This window comes from Salinisphaera sp. G21_0, assembly GCF_017744115.1.
GTDB lineage: Bacteria > Pseudomonadota > Gammaproteobacteria > Pseudomonadales > Endozoicomonadaceae > Endozoicomonas.
On the sequence record NZ_JAGHQW010000054.1, the window covers coordinates 14,687 to 36,944 of the forward strand.

Below are 22,258 nucleotides of genomic sequence, written 5' to 3' on the forward strand. Positions count from 1 at the left end.
TCTACACACGTTAGTTATTATCATTGGGCAACTTCATGCTGCTGAGAATGTAAGAGTTTTTTCAAGCCTTGCCAAGGGATACCTTCGCGCTTTTTATGGTTCTCACCCCGATTGCCATTCTGTATGGATAAAATTTCAGCAGCAATCGCAATGGCTATTTCAGCAGGCTTTCGTCCCCCAACACTTTCCAGGCCAACCGGACAGCGCATATGCTCTATTTGGGCTGGCGAGAAACTGCCTTTGTGTTCCAGTCGCTGACGAAAACGCTTTGCCTTGGTTTCTGAGCCAATAACACCCAGCCAACGACTTTGGTCGTGTTTTAGTGTTGCTTCGGCAATGGCGAAATCCAGCTGATGGTTGTGGGTGACCACCAGAACAAACGTATACTCTGGCAGGTTTTCTACCTCCAGCTCCGGCTGATCACTGATGCAGACCCGGACATTTCCCGGCAGCTGTTCAGGAAACAGTGCTTCCCGGCTATCGATCCAGGTAATCTGGCAATCCAGAGGTGCCAGGACATTCACCAGCGCATGACCCACGTGACCGGCACCAAACAGGGCAATATGAAAACCACAGGTGGTGATCGGTTCCAGCAGCGCACTGACACTGCCACCACAGCACTGCCCAAGCTTCGGGCCAAGGGGAAAGTGCTCCAGAACTGGCTCTGAGTGATGGTTAAGCAGCAGTTCCCGGGCTTTCTGGATCAGCAGAAATTCCAGTTGCCCGCCACCGATGGTATCAAAGCACTGGTCAGTCGTGACCACCATTTTACTGCCAGATTTTCTGGGGGCAGAACCTGCTGACCCCAGAATAGTCACCAGTACACCGGACTCGCCGGTTTGCTGAAGCCTGGCCAGGGCATCAATCCACATATCCTCTCCCATCACACGTTTTATAGCGCTGCCTTTTTTATGGATGTGACGGCCGTCAATACCCTTTCCGGGGTGGCAGGCACATCAATTTGTGGATTAACCTGATAATCCGAAAGGCTGGATACGGCATCCCGAATGGCACACCACACCGACATACCCAGCATAAAGGGTGGCTCCCCTACCGCCTTGGAGTGATAGATGGTGTGTTTCGGGTTTGGCTGCTGGAACAGTTCAACATTAAATACCGGTGGCATATCTTCAATGGTCGGGATTTTATAGGTGGCGGGGTTATTACTCAGCAAACGTCCACTGTCGTCCCATACCAGTTCTTCGGTGGTCATCCAGCCCATGCCCTGGATAAAACCGCCTTCAATCTGACCCCGATCAATCGCCGGGTTCAGTGAGTGGCCCACATCATGAAGAATGTCCACCCGATCCACCTTGTACTCACCGGTCAGCGTATCCACGGTGACTTCTGACACGGAAGCACCACAGGCAAAGTAGTAAAACGGTCTGCCACTGGCGGTTTCCCGATCGTAGTGAATTTCCGGCGTGCTGTAGAAACCACTGCTGGATAGGGAAATCCGGTTCAGATATGCCGCCTGGATAAAGTCGGCAAACGGCATTTGACGTTCACCAAGACGCACTTCGTCATCATGGAATGACACTTCCTGCCCTGAGACGCCATAGTGCTCAATGGCAAAGTCAACCAGACGATCCCGGATTTTCTGGCAGGCATCCTGAGCGGCCTTGCCATTCAGGTCGGTACCACTGGATGCCGCAGTGGGTGACGTGTTGGGTACTTTGTCGGTGCGGGTGGACGTCACCTGCACCCGTTCCAGAGAAACACCGAACTCGTTGGCCACGATCTGGGCGACTTTGATATAAAGACCCTGACCCATTTCGGTACCACCATGGTTGATCTGAATACTGCCATCGGTATAGACATGGACAAGAGCACCGGCCTGGTTCAGATGTTTTGCGGTAAAAGAGATACCAAATTTCACCGGTGTCAACGCCAACCCTTTTTTCAGTACCGGGCTTTGCTGGTTATATGCGCGGATGGCTTCCCGTCGTTGCCAGTAGTCTGAGCTTTCTTCCAGCTGGCCGATCACCTCATGCAGTACGTTATGTTCCACGCGCTGATGGTAATGGGTGGTATTCCGGTCAGTGATGCCATAGAGGTTTCTCTTGCGAACCTCCAGTGGGTCCAGCCCGGTTGAACGTGCAATGTCGTCCATAATCCGTTCAATAACCAGCATCCCCTGGGGTCCGCCAAAGCCTCGGAAAGCGGTATTGGATGCGGTATTGGTTCGACAGCGATGGCCGATCACGGTGGCGTTATTGAGATAATAAGCGTTATCAGAGTGGAACATGGCCCGGTCGACAATGGCGTCGGTCAGGTCCGGGGAGTGCCCGGCATCACCGGCCAGTTCGATATCAACACCTGCCAGCAGGCCCTGCTGATCAAAACCCACGGTATAGCGATGGCGGAAAGGGTGTCGTTTACCGGTAGAGAGCATATCCTGCTGTCGATCAATACGAAACTTTACCGGTCTGCCGGTTTTTACCGCCAAAAGCGCCGCAATACAGGCCGGGGCTGCGGCCTGGGTCTCCTTGCCACCGAAACCACCGCCCATACGGCGCACATCGGCCACCACTTTATTCAGTGGTATGCCAATGACTTCAGCGACCAGCTTTTGCACTTCCGAAGGGTGCTGGCTTGAGGTATATACATGGAGCTGACCGTCTTCCAGGGGAATCACGCTGGCAATCTGTCCCTCAAGATAGAAATGCTCCTGTCCACCGTTCGACATCTGTCCCGATAGCCGGTGATCCGCATTACCAATGGCCTGTCCGGCGTCGCCTTTTTTCATGGTGTGGTCAGGCCGTACAAAGGAGTTTTGCGCCATGGCCTGATCAATACCCAGAATGGCATCCAGCGGACGATATTCAATCACGGCTTTGCGGGCTGCTAATTTTGCCGCTTTATGGGAGGTGGCTGCCACGGCAAACACCGGTTGGCCGATATAATCCACCCGGCCATCGGCCAGTAGCATATCGCCCGGAAAGACAGGGCCAATATCTTTGTGGCCCGGAATATCGTCTGCGGTGATGACCGCAATAACACCGGGCGTATTCCAGACTTCCTCAAAATTGATGCTGACGATGTCTGCATGGGCTTCTGTGGAAAGACCAAACCCGGCATGCAGTTGGTTGGCCATTTCCGGACGATCATCAATATAGAGGGCTTTACCCGTCACATGCAGATGAGCACTGTCGTGTTTAGCCGAGCGGTTCCCGCTTTTAGGACTTTGCTGCTGTTCACTGGCCAGATCCGGTAGTTTACGCATGACAGATAATCCTTACATTCTGGCCAGACAGTTCCATAAAATAACGCTCCAGCAAATTGCAGGCTGCTACAAGACGATACTCGCTACTGGCCCGGACATCGGACATGGGGCTGAACTCCTGACACAGAGCGGCCTTGGCCTGACTGAGCGTTTCCTGGTTCAGTGGTGATCCCGTTAATATCTGCTCACACAGGTCTGCACGCCTGGGGATGGCCGCCATGCCACCCAATGCCACTCTTGCCCTGGTTATGTGTCCATCGTCGCTGGTTTCCAGATTGATCGCGGCAAGGACGGTGGAGATGTCATCACCGTAGCGTTTGCTGAGCTTATAGACTTTCAACTGATGAGGGGTTGTGGGAATACGGATTCGGGCAATGTATTCACCGGATTTAAGCTCAGTCTTTTTGTAATCCAGGAAAAACCGGTTCAGTGGGATATTGCGGAGGGTGTCTCCGTGACGAAGATCCAGAGAAGCATCCAGCGCCAGTAACACAGGGGGAGTGTCGCCTATGGGCGAGGCGTTGCCGATGTTACCGCCCAGGGTTCCCTGATTGCGTATCTGCTGGGAGCCCAGCCGGTCCAGCATCTGCGCAAACTCAGGAAAGTACTTCGTCAATATGGGTTTCAGGCTCCGATAAGTAACAGCCGAACCAATCACCAGCTCATTGTCTTCCTCGTGAATGGTCTGCAGAGAAGGAATACTCTTTACCAATACCAGTTTGTTTATTTTCTTCAGCTGTTGAGTCACGTCGAGCCCAAGATCGGTACCACCGGCCAGAATTCTGGCGTCAGGGTTTTCCACCAGATACCGGGCAAACTCATCTTCACTGGCAGGAATAAATGCACCGTAACCGCTGACACTGCCCCGTTGTTCTATGGTTTGTAGTCTGGATAAAGTTTCTGCCCGGTTTCTGAAGAATTTGTCATCCGGTTGCCCATTGGCCAGGCTCTCAGCGGCATCAACCAGGGGGCGGTAGCCAGTGCATCGGCACAGGTTGCCACCCAGGGCCTCAAGAACATCCGGTTGGTTTTCCGGAGGTTCATGGTGAAGCGCAAATAACGACATCACAATGCCCGGGGTACAGAAACCACATTGCGACCCATGGTGGTCAACCAGTGCCTGTTGTACCGGGTGTAACTCGCTCTTGTTGTTTTGGTTATCTTGTGGGTGGGCCGTGCCTGCCAGATCTTCTACGGTCAGTAGCTGCTTACCATGCAGCGAAGGCAGCAGCGCAATACAGGCGTTCATGGTATTATATTTCAGCCGATCGCCCTCTGGCTCACCCACCACAACAGTGCATGCGCCACAGTCGCCTGAGCAGCAGCCCTCTTTGGTGCCAGTACGCTGTTCAGTGGCAGGCTTTGCAGAGCTGGTTTCAGCGTTGCCTCGAAGATAATCAAGAACCGTGGTATCTGAAGCGGTGTCCTCAACTTCGATGAGCCGATCGTTAAGAAGAAAGCGAATCACGATGGCATGTCCTTTTCTTTTTATTTTGTCTTTCTATGCCATGACAGGCCTTTTGCAACAGACTCTGAAGCTCTCGTTGGGCGCGCTGTATGGCATTTCCAGCCTGTTAATTTGCATTAATTTGACTATCTGGTCAGGAAAATAGCAAGCTAACAACTGTGAATTTTATTGACTATATAGTCAGAAATTTGCATTGTTCCAATCCAGGTTGTTAGTCTTGCCAGGCTGGATAAAGATTTTCACGACAGAATACAGGTACCTGAATCTGGGAGGCTCTGCTTCCGTATGACCGGGATCTTAAAATTTTCAACAACAGGATTAGAGCCTCTATGAATGGAGCGGATACAAGACCACTGCCTTTGGCAGATGAGAAACCTACTTTTCTCGAGCGGTTATTCAAGCTTAAGGAGCATAACACAACGGTAAAAACTGAGCTGGTGGCCGGTTTCACCACCTTTGTCACCATGTGTTACGTGGTGTTTGTGATACCGGGTATGCTTGCCGATGCCGGTATGGATAAAGGCGCTTTGTTTGCGGCTACCTGTATTGTCGCCGGTTTGAGCTCCATCGCTATTGGCCTGTATGCCAACTGGCCCGTAGGCCTGGCACCCGGTATGGGCCTGAATGCGTTCTTTGCCTATGCCGTTGTGCTGGGTATGGGCTACTCATGGGAACAGGCGATGGGTGCCGTTTTCTGGGGGGGGATCGGTTTTATGCTGCTGAGCCTGTTTAAAATCCGTGAGTGGATAATTAACAGCATTCCGAAAGGTCTGCGAGTGGGTATTACCGCCGGTATTGGCCTTTTCCTCGCGCTGATTGGTCTGAAAAATGCCGGTATTGTGGTGGCCAGCCCGGGCACTATTATCACGCTGGGGGATATTACCCAGTTCAGCCCGGTGATGGCCTGTTTGAGTCTGCTGTTGATTCTTGGGCTGGCTTACCGTGGCTTTAAAGGCGCTGTGCTGACCGCCATTGTCGTTGTGTCGGGCATAGGCCTTCTGGCCGGGGATATCGCCTTTCAGGGAATATACTCCGCTCCACCGAGCCTTGAACCTGTGGTGGGCAAACTGGATATCATGGGTGCCCTGAAACCGGAGATGCTGGGCGTTATCGTTGCTTTCATGTTTGTGAATTTGTTTGATACCACCGGAACGTTGATTGCCGTTGGCGATAAAGCTGGCCTGGCTGACGAGAATGGTAAGATGCACAACATGAACCGGGCGATGGTTACCGATGGCACCGCTTCCTGGGCAGGTGCTCTGATGGGAACACCGACGGTGACATCCTATGTAGAAAGTGCTTCAGGTGTCGCAGCAGGTGGACGAACAGGCCTGGTAGCCGTCACTGTGGGTGTTTTGTTCCTGCTCTGCATGTTCCTTTCGCCACTGGCGGCCATGGTTCCCGCCTATGCGACAGCTGGTGCCCTGATTTATGTTGCCGTGCTGATGGCCGGGAGCCTTGCGAACATTGACTGGAATGATCTGACGGAAGCGGGTCCGGTGTTGATTACTGCCATTATGATGCCGCTGAGCTTTTCCATCGCTAACGGTATTGCTCTCGGGTTTATCGCTTACCCACTGGTAAAACTGTTGGCGGGCAGGGCTAATGAAGTCAGTATCAGTATGTGGATTCTGGCCACATTATTTGTTCTGAAGTTTATTTTTTTCGGGATTTGATTGATCTCGTCTGGTGTCCGGCCATTTGAAGTCAGTAAATATGGCTGCAAATGGTCGGGTGTTTACGTGTTGTAATCTCTGTTCATAGTAATAAGTCGCCGTATTTTTGGATGTCTACTGACTATGGCTTTGGCTCCAGTTTCCTTAATATCCGCTTGAATTATTTTACCAGTAAGAGTTGATAAAGATTACTATGAAAAAGCTTTTGACCCTGGCATTGATGAGCGTGCTGAGCTTTGGTGTTATGGCGGATGACTGGAAAAAACTCGGCGAGCGTCGTGTGTCTTTCCAGAGCGAGCAGGATGTCATTCATGTAAGTGGTTTTAAGGGTAAGTACGATACCATTGCATTTAAAGTGAGCAGAGCGCCAATTTTCATGAAGAAGATCCGGGTGGTTTTTGGTAATGGCGAGTCTCAGAATATCCACATCAACAGGCGTCTGCATCAGGGCAAGCGTTCACTGCCATACCGTCTGCTGGATGAAGACCGCGTTATCAACAAGATTGAGATGGACTACAGAACTGCTGTCGGTGGTCACAAATATGCCGAAGTGAGCGTATACGGCAAGCGCAGCTGATTCCTGGCAACGCATTTTCTGAAGGCAGTGTATCCCGCTGCCTTTCACTTTCTGCCCATTTCTTCCTCTTCTTCTAGCAGAACTAGCAGAACTGCAATTTCTGTCTATCTTTTCTTTACTGCTTCTATTCATAGACAACCTTGATCAGGGAATATCGTTTTAATACCAATTCCATAACCGGGTCAATACTGTTAAGAGTGGCGGCGTTCCTATAAGTCAGAGAGTGATGCCAGCAAATGCTACGAACGGCAGTGATTGGAGCGGGTTATCTCGGTAAATTTCATGCTCAGAAGTATGCCCGGCTGGCATCCAGCCACCTTGTGGGTGTTGCCGATATCAATGAGACCTGTGGCCAGCAGGTTGCCAGCAACTGTAACACCCATTATTTCAGTGATTACCGGGATCTGATCGGGCAGGTTGATGCCGTCAGTGTTGTTGTTCCTACCTCTATGCATCACGCCATAGCCAGTGACTTTTTGAAAGCGGGTGTGCATGTGCTGGTGGAAAAGCCCATGGCCAGTAATGTATCCCAGGCTGAAGAGATGATTAAGCTGGCCAGGGAGCAACAGCTTGTCCTCCAGGTTGGCTTTCTGGAGCGCTACAACGCGGCACTGGGGTGCGTTGCCGACAAGGTTAACCAGCCCCGGTTTATTGAGTCTCACCGACTGGCCAGCTTTAAACCACGATCCATGGACATCAATGTGATTATGGATCTGATGATTCATGACCTGGATATTATTCTGAATATCGTTGATTCCCCGATACTGGATATTGCGGCCAATGGCAGTGCGGTTTTGTCTGACACCATTGATATTGCCCAGGCCCGTTTGTCATTTGCCAATGGCTGTGTTGCCAATGTGACCGCCAGCCGAATCAGTCAGAAAAGCAAAAGGAAAATGCGGATTTTCCAGAAATGCTCTTGTATCTGCGTTGATTTTCAAGCGCTGAAAGTCAGCCATTTCTTTAAAGGTGAAGGGGAGTTGCATCCGGGTGTTCCAGCCATTGAATGTCAGGAGCAGAGTTATCAGGGCAGTGATGCGCTCAGGCTGGAGATTGAAGACTTTCTTCTGAGTGTTATTGCCGCAAGCCCCCCAAAGGTCAGTGGTGAAGATGGTCGAGATGCGTTACATGCCGCGAACAGAATTTCGGAGATTATTCATAAGACAGGTGTAAGCCTCTGACAGCGAATGTTGAGCGGCTGGCAAAGGATAAAATAGCCATTAGCGAATAATCGGTACCGTTTTATTGAGTGTAAAAGGGGCACCATGAATCAAAAAAAAATGAATACTATCCCAATGGTGGATGTGCAGGCATGGCACCGCCCAATTCAGGCGCAGTTAGAACAAAAAGCACTGGAAGTATTGCGCAGTGGTCGTTTTATCATGGGGAAAGAAGTGGAGCTTTTTGAACAGGAGGTCGCTCATTACCTTGGAGCCAGGTACGCCATCAGTTGTGCAAATGGTACCGATGCACTTGTTCTTGCCCTCCATGCCGCCGGTATAGGGCCGGGAGATGAGGTATTAACCACGGGTTTTACCTTTTTTTCCACAGCTGAGGCCATTATCCAGGTGGGGGCAACGCCCGTTCTGGTTGATATAGACTCAGAGACATTCAATATTGACCCCCTTGAGCTGGAGCGAAGTATCACTTCCCGTTGCAGGGCGGTGCTGGTTGTCCATCTTTTTGGTTTACCTGCAGCGCTTCGGGAGATTCAGGCCGTCTGTGATCGTCATGGTTTAATCCTGCTGGAAGACTGTGCACAATCCTTTGGCGCTGGTTATCAATCACGAAAAACCGGCAATTTCGGTTTGCTCGGTACTTTCAGTTTTTTCCCCAGTAAAAACCTGGGTGGATTTGGTGATGGTGGTCTGGTCATTACCAGCGAATTAAAAGTCGCCGAAACGGTACGGATGCTACGAAATCACGGCAGTGCATACCAGTACCACCATGAGTGCCCGGGCTACAACAGTCGTCTGGATGAAATTCAGGCGGCCCTGTTAAGAGTCAAACTGGAGCATATAGAGGTGTTTAATGCTCAGCGACAACAGGTGGCACAATGGTATAGAGAATTCCTGAACGATAGTGAGGTACTCTTTCCTCATGGGCATCAGGAACATATTTATCATCAGTTTACGGTTGTTTTGCCCTCTGGCCGGGATATGGTCAGGAAGCGCCTTGCCGGTGAGGGCATTGCCAGTGCTATTTATTACCCGTTGCCTCTAAATAAGCAAAGGGCATTGGCGGGGAAAGACGGTGAACATGAATTACCCGTATGTGAGCAGTTATCCGAACACTGTCTTTCACTGCCAATATATCCTGGTATGACCAGAAGCCAGACCAAGACCGTTGCCAGCACATTGATTAAAGTGATGCATTAATTATTTAAGCATCTCAGTTATGGCAAGAGAGCCTTTTCGTCAAGTCAAAGCAGACCCTAAGAAATTACCCCCTACTGATCCACCTCCCACGATACCAGAGGCGGCTCGAAAACTTGGAATGGGTCATTAAAAGAAGAACTCTCCAATCCTGGCTGAGACTGAACGGGAGCTTTGCATATGAGACAAGCGTCCGAATACGATAGGGGATCTATGCAGATGAACCCATCTCCCGGGTACGGTGGAGGAACTATGCTGTTGGGATCAAGGTATGGTGGAGATGATACCGATGGTTGCTCCGAGCTCTGTTGCTTGTCACCAGTGTGGGAGACTGGTTCAGTACAGATGACGATCTGTCGATCCGGAAGTTTCTTGATGCAAGCGCAGTGACTAGAGATGGCAAGAAAGGTGGCTGCAGGACAGGCAAGACTGGCAAAACCAATAGGTAGGCCGATGAAGGCATAAGCGATTTGGCAATTGGATATTAATGCACCCCCCATGTAACCGGCGAAGGCACCGATAGCACCATAGCCACTCGAAATTTTAGCAGTTTCTTTAAGAGCGTGAAAATCACAGCCATAACCGGCCGACCGATGTTCCACTTGTTGTGGCTGTTTGATCACCGGTGGAGTACGATGAGAGACATTCATAAGTCTTATATCCTCAGAATATTAGTTATTTATATCCCACAATTTTTTTATGGCAGTAATGCTGCGGCAAACAGGGGATGAATCTCTTTGACTGAATTATTTTGCAAAAGTTCATTTAGAATTGCTTTTTAATATGATTTCATTTGGTTAACTACTTATCTATTGGCAAAACAGGGATCATTCTGGTGACGCATTTTTTTGTGCTTTGCGTAAGCGGCATTTTCGTGACGCTTCTCTTCTGCGCTCTGCGAAATCAGGATCATTGTGGTAGCGCAGCATTCTGCTCTCCCTTTGGCGCTCCCTTAGGCGCTCTCGGTAAACGGGATTATTCTGGTAGCGTTCCCTGTTTTTCTTCCTTTCGAGTTCTGCATAAACGGGATTTCTGCGAAGCTTTCTTTTGAGCTCCCTTTTGTGTTCTGCGTAAACGGGATCATTGTGGTAGCGCTCTCTTTTGCGATCCCTTTGGCGCTTCCTTTGGCGCTCTGCGTAAGCGGGATCATTTCGGTAACGTTCCCTGCTTTTCTTCCTGATTTGCTCGGCGTAGGCAGGGTCATTTTTGTAGCGCTCCCTTTGGCGCTGTGTATCGGTGAGCGCTTTACGAGGCTTCTTTTCGTGCTCAATGGGTAAGGAGCAACGTTCATCAGGCTCATCAACTCTTGCCTGGGCTAAATCGTCTGATGAATGAATTTCATCCCCTAACCCTAACAGAGAATAGATTGAAAACCGTTCATTTTCAGGAATATATACGGGGGCAGGATCATTATTCTGTGAGCCTGTTGTTACCGGCAAGTGACGTGGTTGATCTTCTTCATTATCGCTATAAGCGATGACGATCGTTCTGTTTTCAAACCGGGCATCATTCAATGCCTTGTGAAAAGACTCCGTTGGCCACTGAAGGTGGTTTTCATCAGTTTCATCAGTACCCATGGCACATTGAACATTTGCTGCTTCTACAATTTCACGGAAGAAGAGTTGACCAGATGTGCCAGATCCAGACGAAAGAGTATCTTGAAGACAACAAGAAATAGCGTGTGAATTAGAGCAGGCAGGTGTATCCATAGGATTATGGAATTATTGAATTATTGAATTCTGCCTTGAGACTGTTCTTTCTTTTAAAAGTTCCTCCCGGACACCATCCTTTCAATATTCAAGTCAACCAGACATTGGGTTGAGGTACCCGGGTTTTGCTGCAAATTCGCAGGCTATTCCCGGTCAGCCTCCGGGTGGTGACGGAGGCCTCAGGGGGAATATCACAGGCGCAAGTTTTAAATCCTGGTAACCAGCAGTATTCTGGTAACCAGGGAGATAATCAGGCGGCAGAAAGTCTCTTCAACGCCTCAAATTTTTCCAGCTGTTCCGGCAAAAAGTTCTGCTCTTTATCCCGACGCAGGTAAACTTTGAACAACATACGGCCCTGTTTGCTCAGGAATTGCACCGAGCGGGTTGCTACACCATGGAAGGGCTTGCTGACCAGGGCGATCACCGCAACATTATCCAGCTTCAGGTGCCCTTTCAGCGGTGTCCGGCGGTCGCTCAGATTGTAATAGCCGAACTTTTCACCCCCTTTCGGGAAATGGCCAACCATTTCAAAAATTGAACCATCCACATCAATCACCAGCGTCAGTTCGCCCCAGGTTTTGATATCCCGCAACACATCCAGGTAATGGCTGGCATCAATCAATGTCGCCATGTCAGCGGGCATGGCCTGAATCACGTCCAGTTCGCTGGCATTGAGCTGGTTAGCTATTTCTGCCGGTAAAATGGCCGGGTTTCCGGTCAGAATATCCTGTACCTGTTGAGCCAGAGTCATGCAGCTTTCTCCGTGTTTTGTCCAGCAAAGGGATGTTGTTCAAGAAAATTAATCAGGGCCTGGTGCATGGTGACGTTCCAGAATTGCCCGGGCAGCGTCAAATCGAGAATGCCATGGTGAATGGTGGCCAGGCCATTGTCCTGCCAGGCGTCAAACAGCGGCATGCAGTGCTCGCTCATGCCTGCACCAGCAACATGGTCAAGCTTGCCGATTGCCAGCCAGCCACGGTCAAAACCGGAGCCGATGGTGCCCAGCAGCGGTTTATTACCCGTGGCTTTGCTCATCATCATCAGGGGCTTTTGGCCAGCATCCAGGGCTTCGTAATAGGCGGGCAGTGTTCTCAGGCTCATGGCATTGTGCCCGGCAAAGTTACCACCGGCACCGGCACCAAACGGCATGATTTCGGCACCGGATTTTACCCCGTGGTTGTAGATATTCCGCTCCCGGGTATCCCGTCCCCAGTGGCTGACAGTCAGTCGCCCGACTTTGTGGGCACTGAGGATATCAACTCCCCGGCGAAACATTTCCGCACGCTCCGGTGAGCTGGCCGGCTCGGGCAGGGAGCCTTTGTCAATCGACTGCTTCATCCGGCTGGAACCCAGCAGAATGAGTTGATAAAGATCAACACCATGGGCTTTTGATTGCAGGAAGGTGTGCAGGTCCTGCTCCCAGTCATCCAGGGTTTGGCCCGGCAGACCGAACATCAGGTCTACGACGACGGCTGCATTGTTCAGACTGCTGAAATAGTCCAGCCTTTCCAGCAGAAATTCACCGGAGTCGATCCGGCTCATACGACGCCGGATGGTGGTATTAAAACTCTGTGCCCCCAGGGAGAAGCGGTTAAACCCGGATTCCAGGCAGGCCGCGATTTTGTCGTTATCAAAGCCATGAAAACGGCCTTCAAAGGTCATCTCAACATCGTTGGCCAGTGGCAGGGACTCACGTACTGCATTGCCAAGGCGAATAATCTGCTCCGGGGTCAGGTCAGTGGGGGTCCCGCCGCCAAAATAGACGCCATGGAACAAGCCTCCCTGAGTCCAGGCATCCTGTGCCGACAGGTGGATTTCCCGCTCCAGGTAGTCGACATAGCGGGCAATTTCATCTTTTTTGGTGGTGTTTTGAAAGAAACCACAGTAAGAGCAATGGGTTCTGCAAAAAGGAATATGGATATAGGCCAGTCGCTTACTGTCCGTGAGCAGCTGTGGGTTAGCAGGGCCATCCATCAGTTGCCGGTACACAGCCTGAGTCTGCTCGGCAGGAACCGGAATGGAGCCGCTGTGGGTGTGGGCTGACTTCTTGCCGGTAAAGGCAAACTTCAGTGGATCAGGGGATGATATCCCGGTCAGCTCGGGACCCAGGGTGTGTCTGGCAACCATAATCGGATTGTTCTAACTTACAAAATGAGAATTATTATTATTTTGATTTGTAAGGTGGTGTGCAATTGATACAGATCAACAAATTTCAGGTGAAAAACTTCGGTTTACCACTGTGGGATTGTTGTGGTTACGTGACGGTCATGCAGGCCTTTTACGTGATGTGAATGGTCACCGGAATTACCGCAATCATTGAATTAATTCATGCCTGTGAACCTTGATCAGGAAAATATTGTCTAAACCGCAAATCGAACAAAGTTAATAAGGTTAATTTGATGAAGCAGTTCAGGCAGTTTTGTATTTCTTTTTTAGTGTCCTTTATTTTGTGTCCCATTGCCCTGGCAGATGAGACTGCGGTAACACCGGATAAATTACATATCAGCTATGTCAGGCAATATATGGCAAACAACCGTTTTTTTGATCGTCTTAATGCCCCCGTATATGGTGGGCAACCCATTGAAGCTCAGGTAAGGGCAGGCTGGGCTGAAGCAAAACGGCAATATAACTGGGTACTGAAGGAGTATTCTCTGTATGAGTCGTTACCCTATCTGGCGTTTTATGTTCCTGCTTTTGCTGTTGCTGGAACAGCACTTTCGTACAAAGGGGCCATTTTCGAATTTGTGAGGACCAGCTCGGATTTTACTAACCTGTTAGCTTACGTGTCTTTTACGATTGTCGGCGCATTAATAGTGGCGACATCTGTTCCATTTACCATGAATGTTTATTACGGAATATTTGCGCCAAAGCTGGCCGAGGAGAATTTGATTCTGGCCTATGGTGCCAAGAAGGCATTACTGGATAAACGCACACAACATTACATCGAGGATGAGCTGTTTTACAGTTTCTGGCGAAGCCCTGGCGGCGAAGCACTCAACCGGTTGCAGAAAATTCTGGATAAAGCATTAAGGCTTCCGTTTTACTCCAAAACACTGGTGTATGATGAAGAGAAAATTGAGGAAGCCTTGCAGGACTACCCAACCCACGTAGCCGATCGGTTAAAACGGTTCGTCCATTCTGAGTTGATTTACCAGCAGACCGATGCCTCAATCCATGATAGCCATTACCCGATTTATTTCCTGGGCGCACCCGGTACCGGCAAGACCCATGCAGCCAAACAGCTGGCGGAAGCAATGGGGACGAACCTTGCCATTGTCAATCTCGACGGTGCCACCATTGATGATATCGTCGGAACCCCATTTGAAAGTGCCAATGCCAGGGCCGGCAGAATTCTTGATGCTATTGTTGCCCGTACCGATTCAAGTCAGGATATTAATCACCATAATCAGGTTCTGCTGATTGATGAGTTTGATCGGCTCTTCATCTCTGGAAACGAGAAAAGCAAAGATGTACTTTCGTTTATGTTGAAGCTGCTCGATCCGACCAATCGTTCTTACTACAGTCCCTATTTGAAAACAGAAGTACGTCTGCCTGAGACCATCATTCTTGCCGGTAACCGTGATATTCATGAATTAAGCACCCACGATCCTGAGCTTGAGGCCATTGCCTCCAGACTGGATAAAGTCGTATTTGACGGTTTCGATACCAGGGCGAAACAGAGAATTGCCTTTGAAGCCATGATTCCCAACAAGGAAAGGCGTTATCAGTCGGCGGGTAAGCTTTTTGCCGATTTCACCTTACCACAGAGCGGTCACGACATGATTCAGGACTTTATTGAAACGGATCAAGACCCGGGACTGCGCTCCCTGGAAAAATATATATCCCAGGTATTTGAGAAGTTTGCCCATGGCCTTGTACCAAAGAGCCGGATTTCTTCTGGGAATAAGGCGGAACAATGGAACGCAGAGCCGGTGCTGGCAGGAGGGTAACGCTTGTTGCTTGTGGCCTGACGCTGCATCGTCAGGCCATCGCTTAAACGGCCAATTAATGGTTCACAACCAATGGGCAGTGATAGGCCGGGTGCTCAGATACACTGACCTCAATATCGAACACTTGTCCAATAGTTTCCGGGGTCAGAACCTGATGGGGTGTGCCTTCTGCAGCTATCCTGCCATTTCTGAGGATCACAATCCGGTCAGAGTATCGCGCTGCCAGATTCAGGTCGTGCATGATAACCATCACGCCGATGCCATGATCGGCTTCCTGTCTGGCCATTTTCAGGGTCAGCTGTTGATGGGCAGGGTCCAGTGCCGATGTAGGCTCATCAAGCAACAGGTAACGCTGGCCATAAGGGCTTTCATCCCAGATCTGAGCCAATACCCGCGCCATGTGCACACGCTGGCGTTCACCACCGGAGAGGGTGGTGTAATGACGATCCTTCAAATGTAAGCCATCAACTTTGTTAAGCGCTTCCCGGGTAATCATCAGGTTTTCATCATGGTGACTGGCACAGGGAATGCGGCCAAGCAGAACGACTTCTTCCGCCGTAAAGGGAAAGCTCAACGAGGATGACTGCGGCAACACACCCAGCATCAATGCCTGATGGTTCAATGGCCAGTCACTGCGACCATTAAGCAGCACTTCGCCGCTGGAAGGTTTTCTCTCGCCACTGATGACTTTCATCAAGGTGCTTTTACCGGCACCGTTTGGGCCAAGCACCGATACCACTTCTCGGGGCTTCAGGGTCAGATTAATGTCCTGAAGCAGGTGCCTGTCTCCGATCTGCACCGATACGCCCTGAACTTCCAGCGTGTTTACCGCTGCGCCTTCCTTATCAGAGGCCATATCAGACAATCCTTTTACGTTGCTGCCACAACAGTGACAGGAAGAAAGGGGCACCCATCAGGGCTGTGACAATACCGATGGGAAGTTCTGCCGGGGCGACAATGGTGCGGGACATCATATCCGCTACCAGTAACAGAATACCGCCCAGCATGGCCGAGGCTGGCAATAGAATGCGATGGTCCGGGCCAACGGCCAGGCGAATCAGATGAGGCACTACCAGCCCCACAAAGCCGATAAAACCACTGACGGAAACGGAAACACCCACGGCCAGGGCCGTCAGGAAAATCAGGGTCAGCTTGACCTTCTGGACATCAATGCCCAGGTGGCGAGCTTCCGACTCACCCAGTAGCAGCGCGTTAAGCACCAGACCATAACGGCCAAGAACCAGGACCACCGGGATTAGTAGCGTGGCACAGATAATCACCAGGTCCCAGGTAGCGCCCCCCAGGCTGCCCATCTGCCAGAAGGTCAGGTTGCGCAGCATGGTATCATCCGCGACGTAGTTCAACATCCCCATCCCGGCACCAGCCAGGGCATTGATCGCCACACCAGCCAGCAGCATAGTGGCCACAGAAGTGCCGTTGCTGGTGGTACCGACTTTATAGACCAGCCAGGTGGACAGTACCCCGCCAACAAAGGCCAGAATGGAAACGCTGTAGCTTTGCACCAGGGATGGAGCGCCAGCAAACAGCAGACCACCCAGGACAATAGCAATACCCGCCCCCAGGGCCGCACCGCTGGAGACACCGACAATACTGGGGTCCGCCAGTGGGTTTCTGAACAGGCCCTGCATGGATGCACCGGCCACCGCCAGTGAGCCACCGACAATCAGTCCCAGCAGTGTTCTGGGTAAACGAATGGACTCAATAATCAGCGCAGACTGGTTGCTGATGGTGCTGTCGGACAAACCCAGCCGGTCAAACAGTATGGTCAGAATATCGCCTGCGGGAATGGGCACAGCGCCCACGCCAATGGACACAATCACCACGACTGGCAGCAGGATTGCCAGTGCGGTTAACAGCAGTGCCCCCTGATGGTTACGACTCATTGGAGGATGGATTACCTTGGTCTGAGTAAAAAGATTTCGCCAGGGACAGTGCAACATCCCCCGTTCTTGGGCCGAGGCCGCCCAGCAGCATATTGCCATCAATGGCAACCACCCGACCGTTTTGGCCAGCAGGCGTCTGCTTCAGGATGGGCATCTGTTCCAGCAGTTTTGCCGGTGTCATATCCGGGTTACTGGTTGAGCCCGGAAAAATGATGACCTCGGGTGCCAGCAGCAGCATGGCTTCATTGGACAGTGCCTTGTACCCTTTAAACTGCTCTGCCGCAGGGTTGTATCCCCCTGCCAGACCAATGATCGCATTAGCCGCAGTGCCGCTACCGGCGATGGTTGGGGAGCGCCCGCCCATGGTCAGGACAAACAGGACCGGTACGTTCTTTTCATGCTGTTGTTGATAAGCAGCGGCCATGGCTTGTGCCTCATCCAGGGAGTCTTCGATGTCGTCCCACAGCGCTTCGCCCTGTTCCTCTTTACCAAGAATACCGGCCAGTGACTTGATCTGTTGTTCAATGCTGTCAGCGGTATGTTCCAGGGGCAGGGCTTCCACCGCAACACCGGCACTTTTCAGCTGGGTCAGGGTTGAGGTTGGGCCCATGTCTTCAGTACCAATCAGCAGGGTAGGCTCAAGCGCCAGAATCCCCTCAGCAGACAGCTGTTTATGATAGCCGAGCCGGGGCAACTGGTTGACTTCCATGGGCCAGGTGCTGGTCTGGTCAACAGCAATCACCTGATCACCGGCACCCAGGGCATAGATAATCTCGGTCACCCCGTTGCCAGCAGAAACAATACGTTGATTGTCGTGTGATCCGTGCGCCATTGCAGTGTTGGCACCCATGGCGGCAGAAACAGCCACCAGGGTGGCTAACAGAGGTTTAAACGTTTTCTTCATGGGTCGTCTTTACCATTTTCCTGTTCCATCAGCACCTGCGCAGCGTCAATCTTGTGCTGGCTGAAAAACATCATCAGTTTGACCAGATTGCCCAGGGGGGCATCTTTATCACCGGCAATCAGTACTGTGGTACCGGGAGCTTCTTTAACCTGTTTCAGCAAAGTGGTAGCGAACACTTCCCACTGCTCAAATTTCTGTTCACCAATAGCCCAGGGCTCACCCTGTTCCAGAATACTGACGGTCAGCGTTTTTGGGGCCGTGGTGACCGACGCCTCCTGCTGGGTTGCCTGAGGCAGTTCCACCGGCAGGCTCAGGGTCTGTACATTGGCGGTGAACAGCAGAAACACCATGACGATAAACACCACATCCAGCAGCGGCGTCAGATCTGCCATGGAGAGTGATGCGCTGGTTTCATCAATATCGTTGATGCGAATCATGCCGCTACCGCTCCGGTAGGGATGACTTCTGGCTGGCCAGTTTCTGAACTGGCACTACCCTTTACCGTCAAACCCTTTACGGCCGGTGCTGAAGGCGCTGTGGCTAAACCATCGTCGTCCATCGTCAGGCCCTCCAGCAGCAGGTTAATGTGATTCAGGGCAAACTCCAGTTTAGAAAGATAATGGTTAGCCCAGACTCCAAAACCGTGAGCCGCCGCCAGGGCTGGAATCGCGATGATCAAACCGAACGCCGTGGTGAACATCGCCTGCCACAGACCCGCAGCCAGAATATCCGGAGTAACCGGGCCGGCAACGGCAGCAATATCACGGAACATATCGATCATACCCAGTACGGTACCCAGCAGACCCAGCATAGGGGCCAGCACACCAATCAGCATCAACGGCTTCAGCCAGGCATTCAGGCTGCGCTTCTGCTTCAGCAGCCACAGGCCAGCTACTTCTTCACGCATCGACTTTTCCCAGGTGCTGTGGCTCAGAAGTACCGCAACCCCCTGACGAATCCCTTTGCCCTGGCTAAGATCCTGGCAAAGATTGTCCTTGTTTTGTGCGTGCTTATCGCTGCCACAGCATTGACGCACTTCATTAAACAGTGCGGTCATCCCCTTGCGGTTCATGGAGGGCAGCAGGGCATAGGTCACCAGCCGCTCAAGAATCATGGCCAGTCCAAGGCAAGAGGTGATCAGCAATGGCCAGGCCATGATCCCCAGTGATGCAAGGTGTTCTGTCAACATGGCGTTACCTGCTAAGTATCCAATGGTTTGCTTATTCAACTGATTTCAAATGCGACGGGAATATGCACCCGGGATTTCACAAATTGGCTATTACGCTGCTCAGGTTTGAATGACCAGCGCTTAACGGCATCAATGGCTGCCCTGTCCAGCACGGGGTAGCCGGATGACTCAAGAACATCGACAGTAATGGGATTACCCCGTTCATCAACAATTACATCGAGCATCACCACGCCCTGCTGATTTCTCCGTTGCGCCAGTTTCGGGTAGCGGGGTTGAACCCAGTCACGGATTTCCGGCTCGGTCACCATCACGGGCTCGTTGCTCAGTCCGGGGGACTGGCTTTTCTCAGTCACGGTTTTTTCCATCACCGGCTCAGTCACTTCAGGCCTGGTCTTCTCAACGGGTTTGGGCTTTTCGGTGATTTTTTCCGGTTTTTTCTTTACCGGCTCTGGCTTGGGTGCTTTCTTTTTAAGAACGGGCCTGGCGTTCTCTATCGGTTTCTGGACTACCTTTGGTTCAGGCTCAGATTGTTCCTGAACAACGGGCTCTTTGACCGACGGTTCCCGTTGGCTGACCGTGGCAAAGCTCAGGGAAACCGGTGCCTGGATAGAACCCATATGGATGGTTCTGGGCTCAGATTCCTGGTGGTCCAGCGCAACCACTACGGCCACATGGGCCGCAACGGATATCAGCAATGTAAAGAAAGCTTTTTTAGGCATGACCAGGAACGATAATAGTGTTGAATGACCTAATAACAGCAGCGTAGGTTACTCGAAGCATAAAAGGTGTTCAATAACATGAATGATAATAATTCGCATTGTTTGTGCTAATAAGTAATATCCGCCAATTGTTTGATCTGGCGCACTTTCCGGGCCGTAAAATTGGCAGAAAAACGTTTATTTAAGGTTTCCTGCATTCTCAAAAAATCATTTACCTTCGGTGATCACGGTTATGGTGCTAAAAAGAAAAGAAATATCACTGCCTGTTACGCTTTTCTACGATGGAGAATGCCCGCTTTGCATGCGTGAAGTTGACCATCTGGCTAAAAAGAACCGCAAAGGTCTACTCAAGCTGGTTGATATCAGGCAGGAAGGTTTTCAGGAAAAATATCCGGAATTTGACCTTGAAGAACTGGATCGGGTTATTCACGCGAAGCTGGCCGATGGCCGTGTAGTTAAAGGTATGGATGCAACCCTGGCGGCCTGGGAGGCCGTAGGCATGGGGTGTCTGGTCGCCCCCTTACGCTGGCCGGGCGTTGCCTGTATTGCTGATTTTGGCTATGAACTGTTTGCGAAGAACCGTCATGGCTTATCCCGCCGCTTAGGGCCGATACTGGGTAAAAATGAGTGTAATAAACCCTAGGAGACTGCCCTACTGCGTCGACAGCAAATTGGTCTAAAAATCTGCTTTTGTTCGGCAAATAGCCCCGCTATTCACCTCACAAAACCGAATTTTTATCCTCAATTTTCTGCCATCCTCGCTACGGGGTCGCCTAGACGGGCGCTATTCTCGGTCAGCCTCCTGGTGTAGTGCGTTGAAATTTTTAGTGCATATAATTTCCGCCAGTCTCGGAATCGAACCAGTACCCGTTAGCCTGTCTGTCAGATAATCCCAAAATGAGAGACCATGCTGGCGACACGTTTTTTTCAGGCTGGCAAAGGTGTCGCGACTTTGCCGTCCTGCATCGCTGCGCGTCCCGCCGCTGATTTTCCGTTACATGCTCCCTGATCTGACTTTCGCTAAGGTTATTGTGCAGGGGCAAGGTCGCGGGTCATCCAGAACCATGAGCAGCTCTTCTTTGATAACCATCAGACCTCCCAGAGCCTTCTGTAACTCTGTGCTGCTTGTTTGGGTCTGCGTCAGGGCATCGAACCATTGTCGTATTGTATCGGCCCTGTTTTTTGAGCCAGGGTCTTGCGCCACTTTTTCGAGAAGCTATGTTGCTGCAGGCAGTCCAGCGCATCCTGATTAAGAATATATGTCTTCCAAGGCCTGTGCAGCAGTGTTAAAAAGTTTTCTCGACTCTTACTGCCGGTGCTGCCAAACCAGGTAAACAGGTCATTGACGATGACGGTGCAGTAACCATTCTGCCCCATATGTCTTGCTCCGGTGTCGTCTGTCTGCAGATAACGGGAGCAACGTATTCCTGTGGCCAGCAATTCATCTTTTTCAGCATGGAAGGCATCATAGCCTTTGGTTAACAGGTTACTTAGCTGTCCGGCTGAGATGGATACACCGGCATCCCAGAGCCGTTCCAGTAATTAAGGCTGGGTAATGGCGCAGCCATGATGCTGGACCAGCACATAAGCCTGAAGCTGTGGGCCATGATGATGACCATGCAGATTGGCTGGCGGTTTGCCACTGATGGTTTTTCTCTCGGAGTCAACCATTGCTCAAGCCAGTATCGAATGGTCTTAACCCCAATGAACGGTATAGGGCTCCCGGCCGTGCCTAACAGAACCCTCAGGGATGTCTTCAGGGGCAATAGTCTCTTCTTCAGAGGCCGGAGGGTATTGCGGTTGGGGTCGTTGGCGTGGAGTCGACTCATCAGGTTTGTTCACTTTTCGCTTGTGGTCGTCGCCGGAGCTGCCTTCGGTTTTGTCATCGGTGTCGTTTTCATCAGGTCCGAAGCCCGGAGTCACTTGGTCATTATCTTCGGGTGGCTTGGTGTTGGGTTTGAGATTGGGCCTGGTATTCAGTTTCTTCAGACGAGTGATCTCGTTCTCAAGTTGTTCGATCCGAGTCTGTTGCTGAACAACCAATTCCTGCAGCCCAACGATCTGTTCCTGTAGTTGAGCAATAAACTCAAGCAGGTTAGGTGACAGATCTTCAGTAGGTGGCGTGAACATGGAAGGAAGGTTAGACAAAGAAGAGAATCTTGCTTCATGTACCGGTTTTTGAGTACTTACGGTATTTACTCAAAATATTAGTTTTTGAGTACATACAAATGCTTGTGTCATGACAACTGGTTTATCCTTGCAGGAACTCTTCAAGCCAGCCATGGTGGTTGTTGACCCGTTCGCAAATAAATCAAAATCCGGCGACAATAAATCAGAATCAGAATCCGATTCCCAAATGTCAATGTCAATTCCGTTCAGCCCAAGAGGGTCTTCTTTTCTGCATTCCAAGGCTGAATGCCAAGCGTTTTGTGTTTGTCTATCCACATCATAATGGTTGATCTTTTGAAGAACACTCATTAACTGCGGAAGTATCATCTCTTTCCGATAGGGTTCCAATAGTTCAAGTTCTCTATTCCCCAATATCGGAAAACGATCCAGCT

General features: G+C 50.9%; 22 protein-coding genes. 6 read left to right on the top strand and 16 right to left on the bottom strand.

The genetic code is table 11. The features are described from left to right. Positions 1-20: 20 nt before the first annotated feature. The 3 genes from xdhC to xdhA are packed head-to-tail and all read right to left on the bottom strand — an operon-like array spanning position 21 to position 4,694. Positions 21-884, bottom strand: coding sequence for a xanthine dehydrogenase accessory protein XdhC (gene xdhC, locus J7439_RS20375; protein ID WP_209203833.1), 864 nt, complete (start codon positions 882-884; stop codon positions 21-23). Between the two features lie 8 nt (positions 885-892). Beyond that, positions 893-3,226 (bottom strand): xanthine dehydrogenase molybdopterin binding subunit, encoded by a 2,334-nt coding sequence (gene xdhB / locus J7439_RS20380; RefSeq protein WP_209203834.1) that lies wholly within the window; start codon positions 3,224-3,226, stop codon positions 893-895. Continuing rightward, the gene (xdhA, locus tag J7439_RS20385) at positions 3,219-4,694 is read right to left on the bottom strand and encodes a xanthine dehydrogenase small subunit (RefSeq protein ID WP_209203835.1); all 1,476 of its coding nucleotides are present in this window, start codon (positions 4,692-4,694) and stop codon (positions 3,219-3,221) included. The genes xdhB and xdhA overlap by 8 nt, the downstream gene beginning before the upstream one ends. Before the next feature lie 329 nt (positions 4,695-5,023). On the opposite strand from xdhA, the gene J7439_RS20390 reads away from it, so the two are divergent. The 4 genes from J7439_RS20390 to J7439_RS20405 all read left to right on the top strand — a co-directional run bounded on the left by J7439_RS20390 (position 5,024) and on the right by J7439_RS20405 (position 9,325). Then, positions 5,024-6,370, top strand: a complete 1,347-nt coding sequence (locus J7439_RS20390; protein WP_209203836.1) for an NCS2 family permease — start codon at positions 5,024-5,026, stop codon at positions 6,368-6,370. A 193-nt stretch (positions 6,371-6,563) separates the two neighbouring features. Further along, the gene (locus J7439_RS20395) at positions 6,564-6,947 is read left to right on the top strand and encodes a DUF2541 family protein (RefSeq protein ID WP_209203837.1); all 384 of its coding nucleotides are present in this window, start codon (positions 6,564-6,566) and stop codon (positions 6,945-6,947) included. Positions 6,948-7,183: 236 nt separating this feature from the next. Beyond that, positions 7,184-8,128: a Gfo/Idh/MocA family oxidoreductase gene (locus J7439_RS20400; RefSeq protein WP_209203838.1), complete on the top strand. Its 945-nt coding sequence runs from the start codon at positions 7,184-7,186 to the stop codon at positions 8,126-8,128. 99 nt (positions 8,129-8,227) lie between these two features. Continuing rightward, complete coding sequence (locus J7439_RS20405) at positions 8,228-9,325, top strand: DegT/DnrJ/EryC1/StrS family aminotransferase (protein ID WP_209203839.1); 1,098 nt, start codon at positions 8,228-8,230, stop codon at positions 9,323-9,325. A gap of 824 nt (positions 9,326-10,149) precedes the next feature. On the opposite strand, the gene J7439_RS20410 is transcribed toward J7439_RS20405, so the two are convergent. The 3 genes from J7439_RS20410 to hutW form a co-directional block, all read right to left on the bottom strand. After that, the gene (locus J7439_RS20410) at positions 10,150-10,899 is read right to left on the bottom strand and encodes a hypothetical protein (RefSeq protein ID WP_209203840.1); all 750 of its coding nucleotides are present in this window, start codon (positions 10,897-10,899) and stop codon (positions 10,150-10,152) included. Between the two features lie 382 nt (positions 10,900-11,281). Continuing rightward, complete coding sequence (hutX, locus tag J7439_RS20415) at positions 11,282-11,782, bottom strand: heme utilization cystosolic carrier protein HutX (protein WP_209203841.1); 501 nt, start codon at positions 11,780-11,782, stop codon at positions 11,282-11,284. Further along, the gene (gene hutW / locus J7439_RS20420; protein WP_209203842.1) at positions 11,779-13,158 is read right to left on the bottom strand and encodes a heme anaerobic degradation radical SAM methyltransferase ChuW/HutW; all 1,380 of its coding nucleotides are present in this window, start codon (positions 13,156-13,158) and stop codon (positions 11,779-11,781) included. Before hutW ends, hutX begins: the two co-directional genes overlap by 4 nt. A 272-nt stretch (positions 13,159-13,430) precedes the next feature. Here hutW and J7439_RS20425 point away from each other — a divergent pair, with 272 nt between their 5' ends. Beyond that, positions 13,431-14,981 carry an AAA family ATPase gene (locus tag J7439_RS20425; RefSeq protein WP_209203843.1) on the top strand — a complete coding sequence of 517 codons (1,551 nt, stop codon included), beginning with the start codon at positions 13,431-13,433 and terminating at the stop codon, positions 14,979-14,981. A 55-nt stretch (positions 14,982-15,036) separates the two neighbouring features. Here the strand turns inward: J7439_RS20425 and J7439_RS20430 are convergent, their stop codons facing one another. The 6 genes from J7439_RS20430 to J7439_RS20455 are packed head-to-tail and all read right to left on the bottom strand — an operon-like array spanning position 15,037 to position 19,697. After that, positions 15,037-15,837, bottom strand: a complete 801-nt coding sequence (locus J7439_RS20430; RefSeq protein ID WP_209203844.1) for a heme ABC transporter ATP-binding protein — start codon at positions 15,835-15,837, stop codon at positions 15,037-15,039. A gap of 1 nt (position 15,838) precedes the next feature. Continuing rightward, complete coding sequence (locus J7439_RS20435) at positions 15,839-16,885, bottom strand: FecCD family ABC transporter permease (protein ID WP_209203845.1); 1,047 nt, start codon at positions 16,883-16,885, stop codon at positions 15,839-15,841. After that, positions 16,875-17,789, bottom strand: a complete 915-nt coding sequence (locus J7439_RS20440) for a heme/hemin ABC transporter substrate-binding protein (protein ID WP_209203846.1) — start codon at positions 17,787-17,789, stop codon at positions 16,875-16,877. Before J7439_RS20440 ends, J7439_RS20435 begins: the two co-directional genes overlap by 11 nt. Further along, a complete protein-coding gene (locus J7439_RS20445) occupies positions 17,786-18,226 on the bottom strand; it encodes an ExbD/TolR family protein (RefSeq protein WP_209203847.1) in 441 nt (146 codons plus the stop codon). The genes J7439_RS20440 and J7439_RS20445 overlap by 4 nt, the downstream gene beginning before the upstream one ends. Beyond that, on the bottom strand, positions 18,223-18,978 hold the full coding sequence (locus tag J7439_RS20450; protein WP_209203848.1) for a MotA/TolQ/ExbB proton channel family protein: 756 nt from the start codon (positions 18,976-18,978) through the stop codon (positions 18,223-18,225). Before J7439_RS20450 ends, J7439_RS20445 begins: the two co-directional genes overlap by 4 nt. Positions 18,979-19,013: 35 nt before the next feature. After that, complete coding sequence (locus J7439_RS20455; RefSeq protein WP_209203849.1) at positions 19,014-19,697, bottom strand: energy transducer TonB; 684 nt, start codon at positions 19,695-19,697, stop codon at positions 19,014-19,016. Positions 19,698-19,929: 232 nt separating this feature from the next. Between J7439_RS20455 and J7439_RS20460 the strand changes: the two genes are divergently transcribed. Beyond that, on the top strand, positions 19,930-20,340 hold the full coding sequence (locus J7439_RS20460) for a thiol-disulfide oxidoreductase DCC family protein (protein ID WP_286198458.1): 411 nt from the start codon (positions 19,930-19,932) through the stop codon (positions 20,338-20,340). Positions 20,341-20,837: 497 nt separating this feature from the next. On the opposite strand, the gene J7439_RS20465 is transcribed toward J7439_RS20460, so the two are convergent. From J7439_RS20465 to J7439_RS20475, 4 genes are all read right to left on the bottom strand, one after another. Then, positions 20,838-21,074 carry a hypothetical protein gene (locus J7439_RS20465; protein WP_209203851.1) on the bottom strand — a complete coding sequence of 79 codons (237 nt, stop codon included), beginning with the start codon at positions 21,072-21,074 and terminating at the stop codon, positions 20,838-20,840. 165 nt (positions 21,075-21,239) lie between these two features. Beyond that, complete coding sequence (locus J7439_RS26675; protein WP_286198457.1) at positions 21,240-21,368, bottom strand: hypothetical protein; 129 nt, start codon at positions 21,366-21,368, stop codon at positions 21,240-21,242. Positions 21,369-21,392: 24 nt separating this feature from the next. Next, positions 21,393-21,845 (bottom strand): hypothetical protein, encoded by a 453-nt coding sequence (locus tag J7439_RS20470; protein ID WP_209203852.1) that lies wholly within the window; start codon positions 21,843-21,845, stop codon positions 21,393-21,395. A gap of 51 nt (positions 21,846-21,896) precedes the next feature. Continuing rightward, a partial coding sequence (locus J7439_RS20475) for a hypothetical protein (protein WP_209203853.1) occupies positions 21,897-22,258 on the bottom strand: 362 nt, incomplete at its 5' end.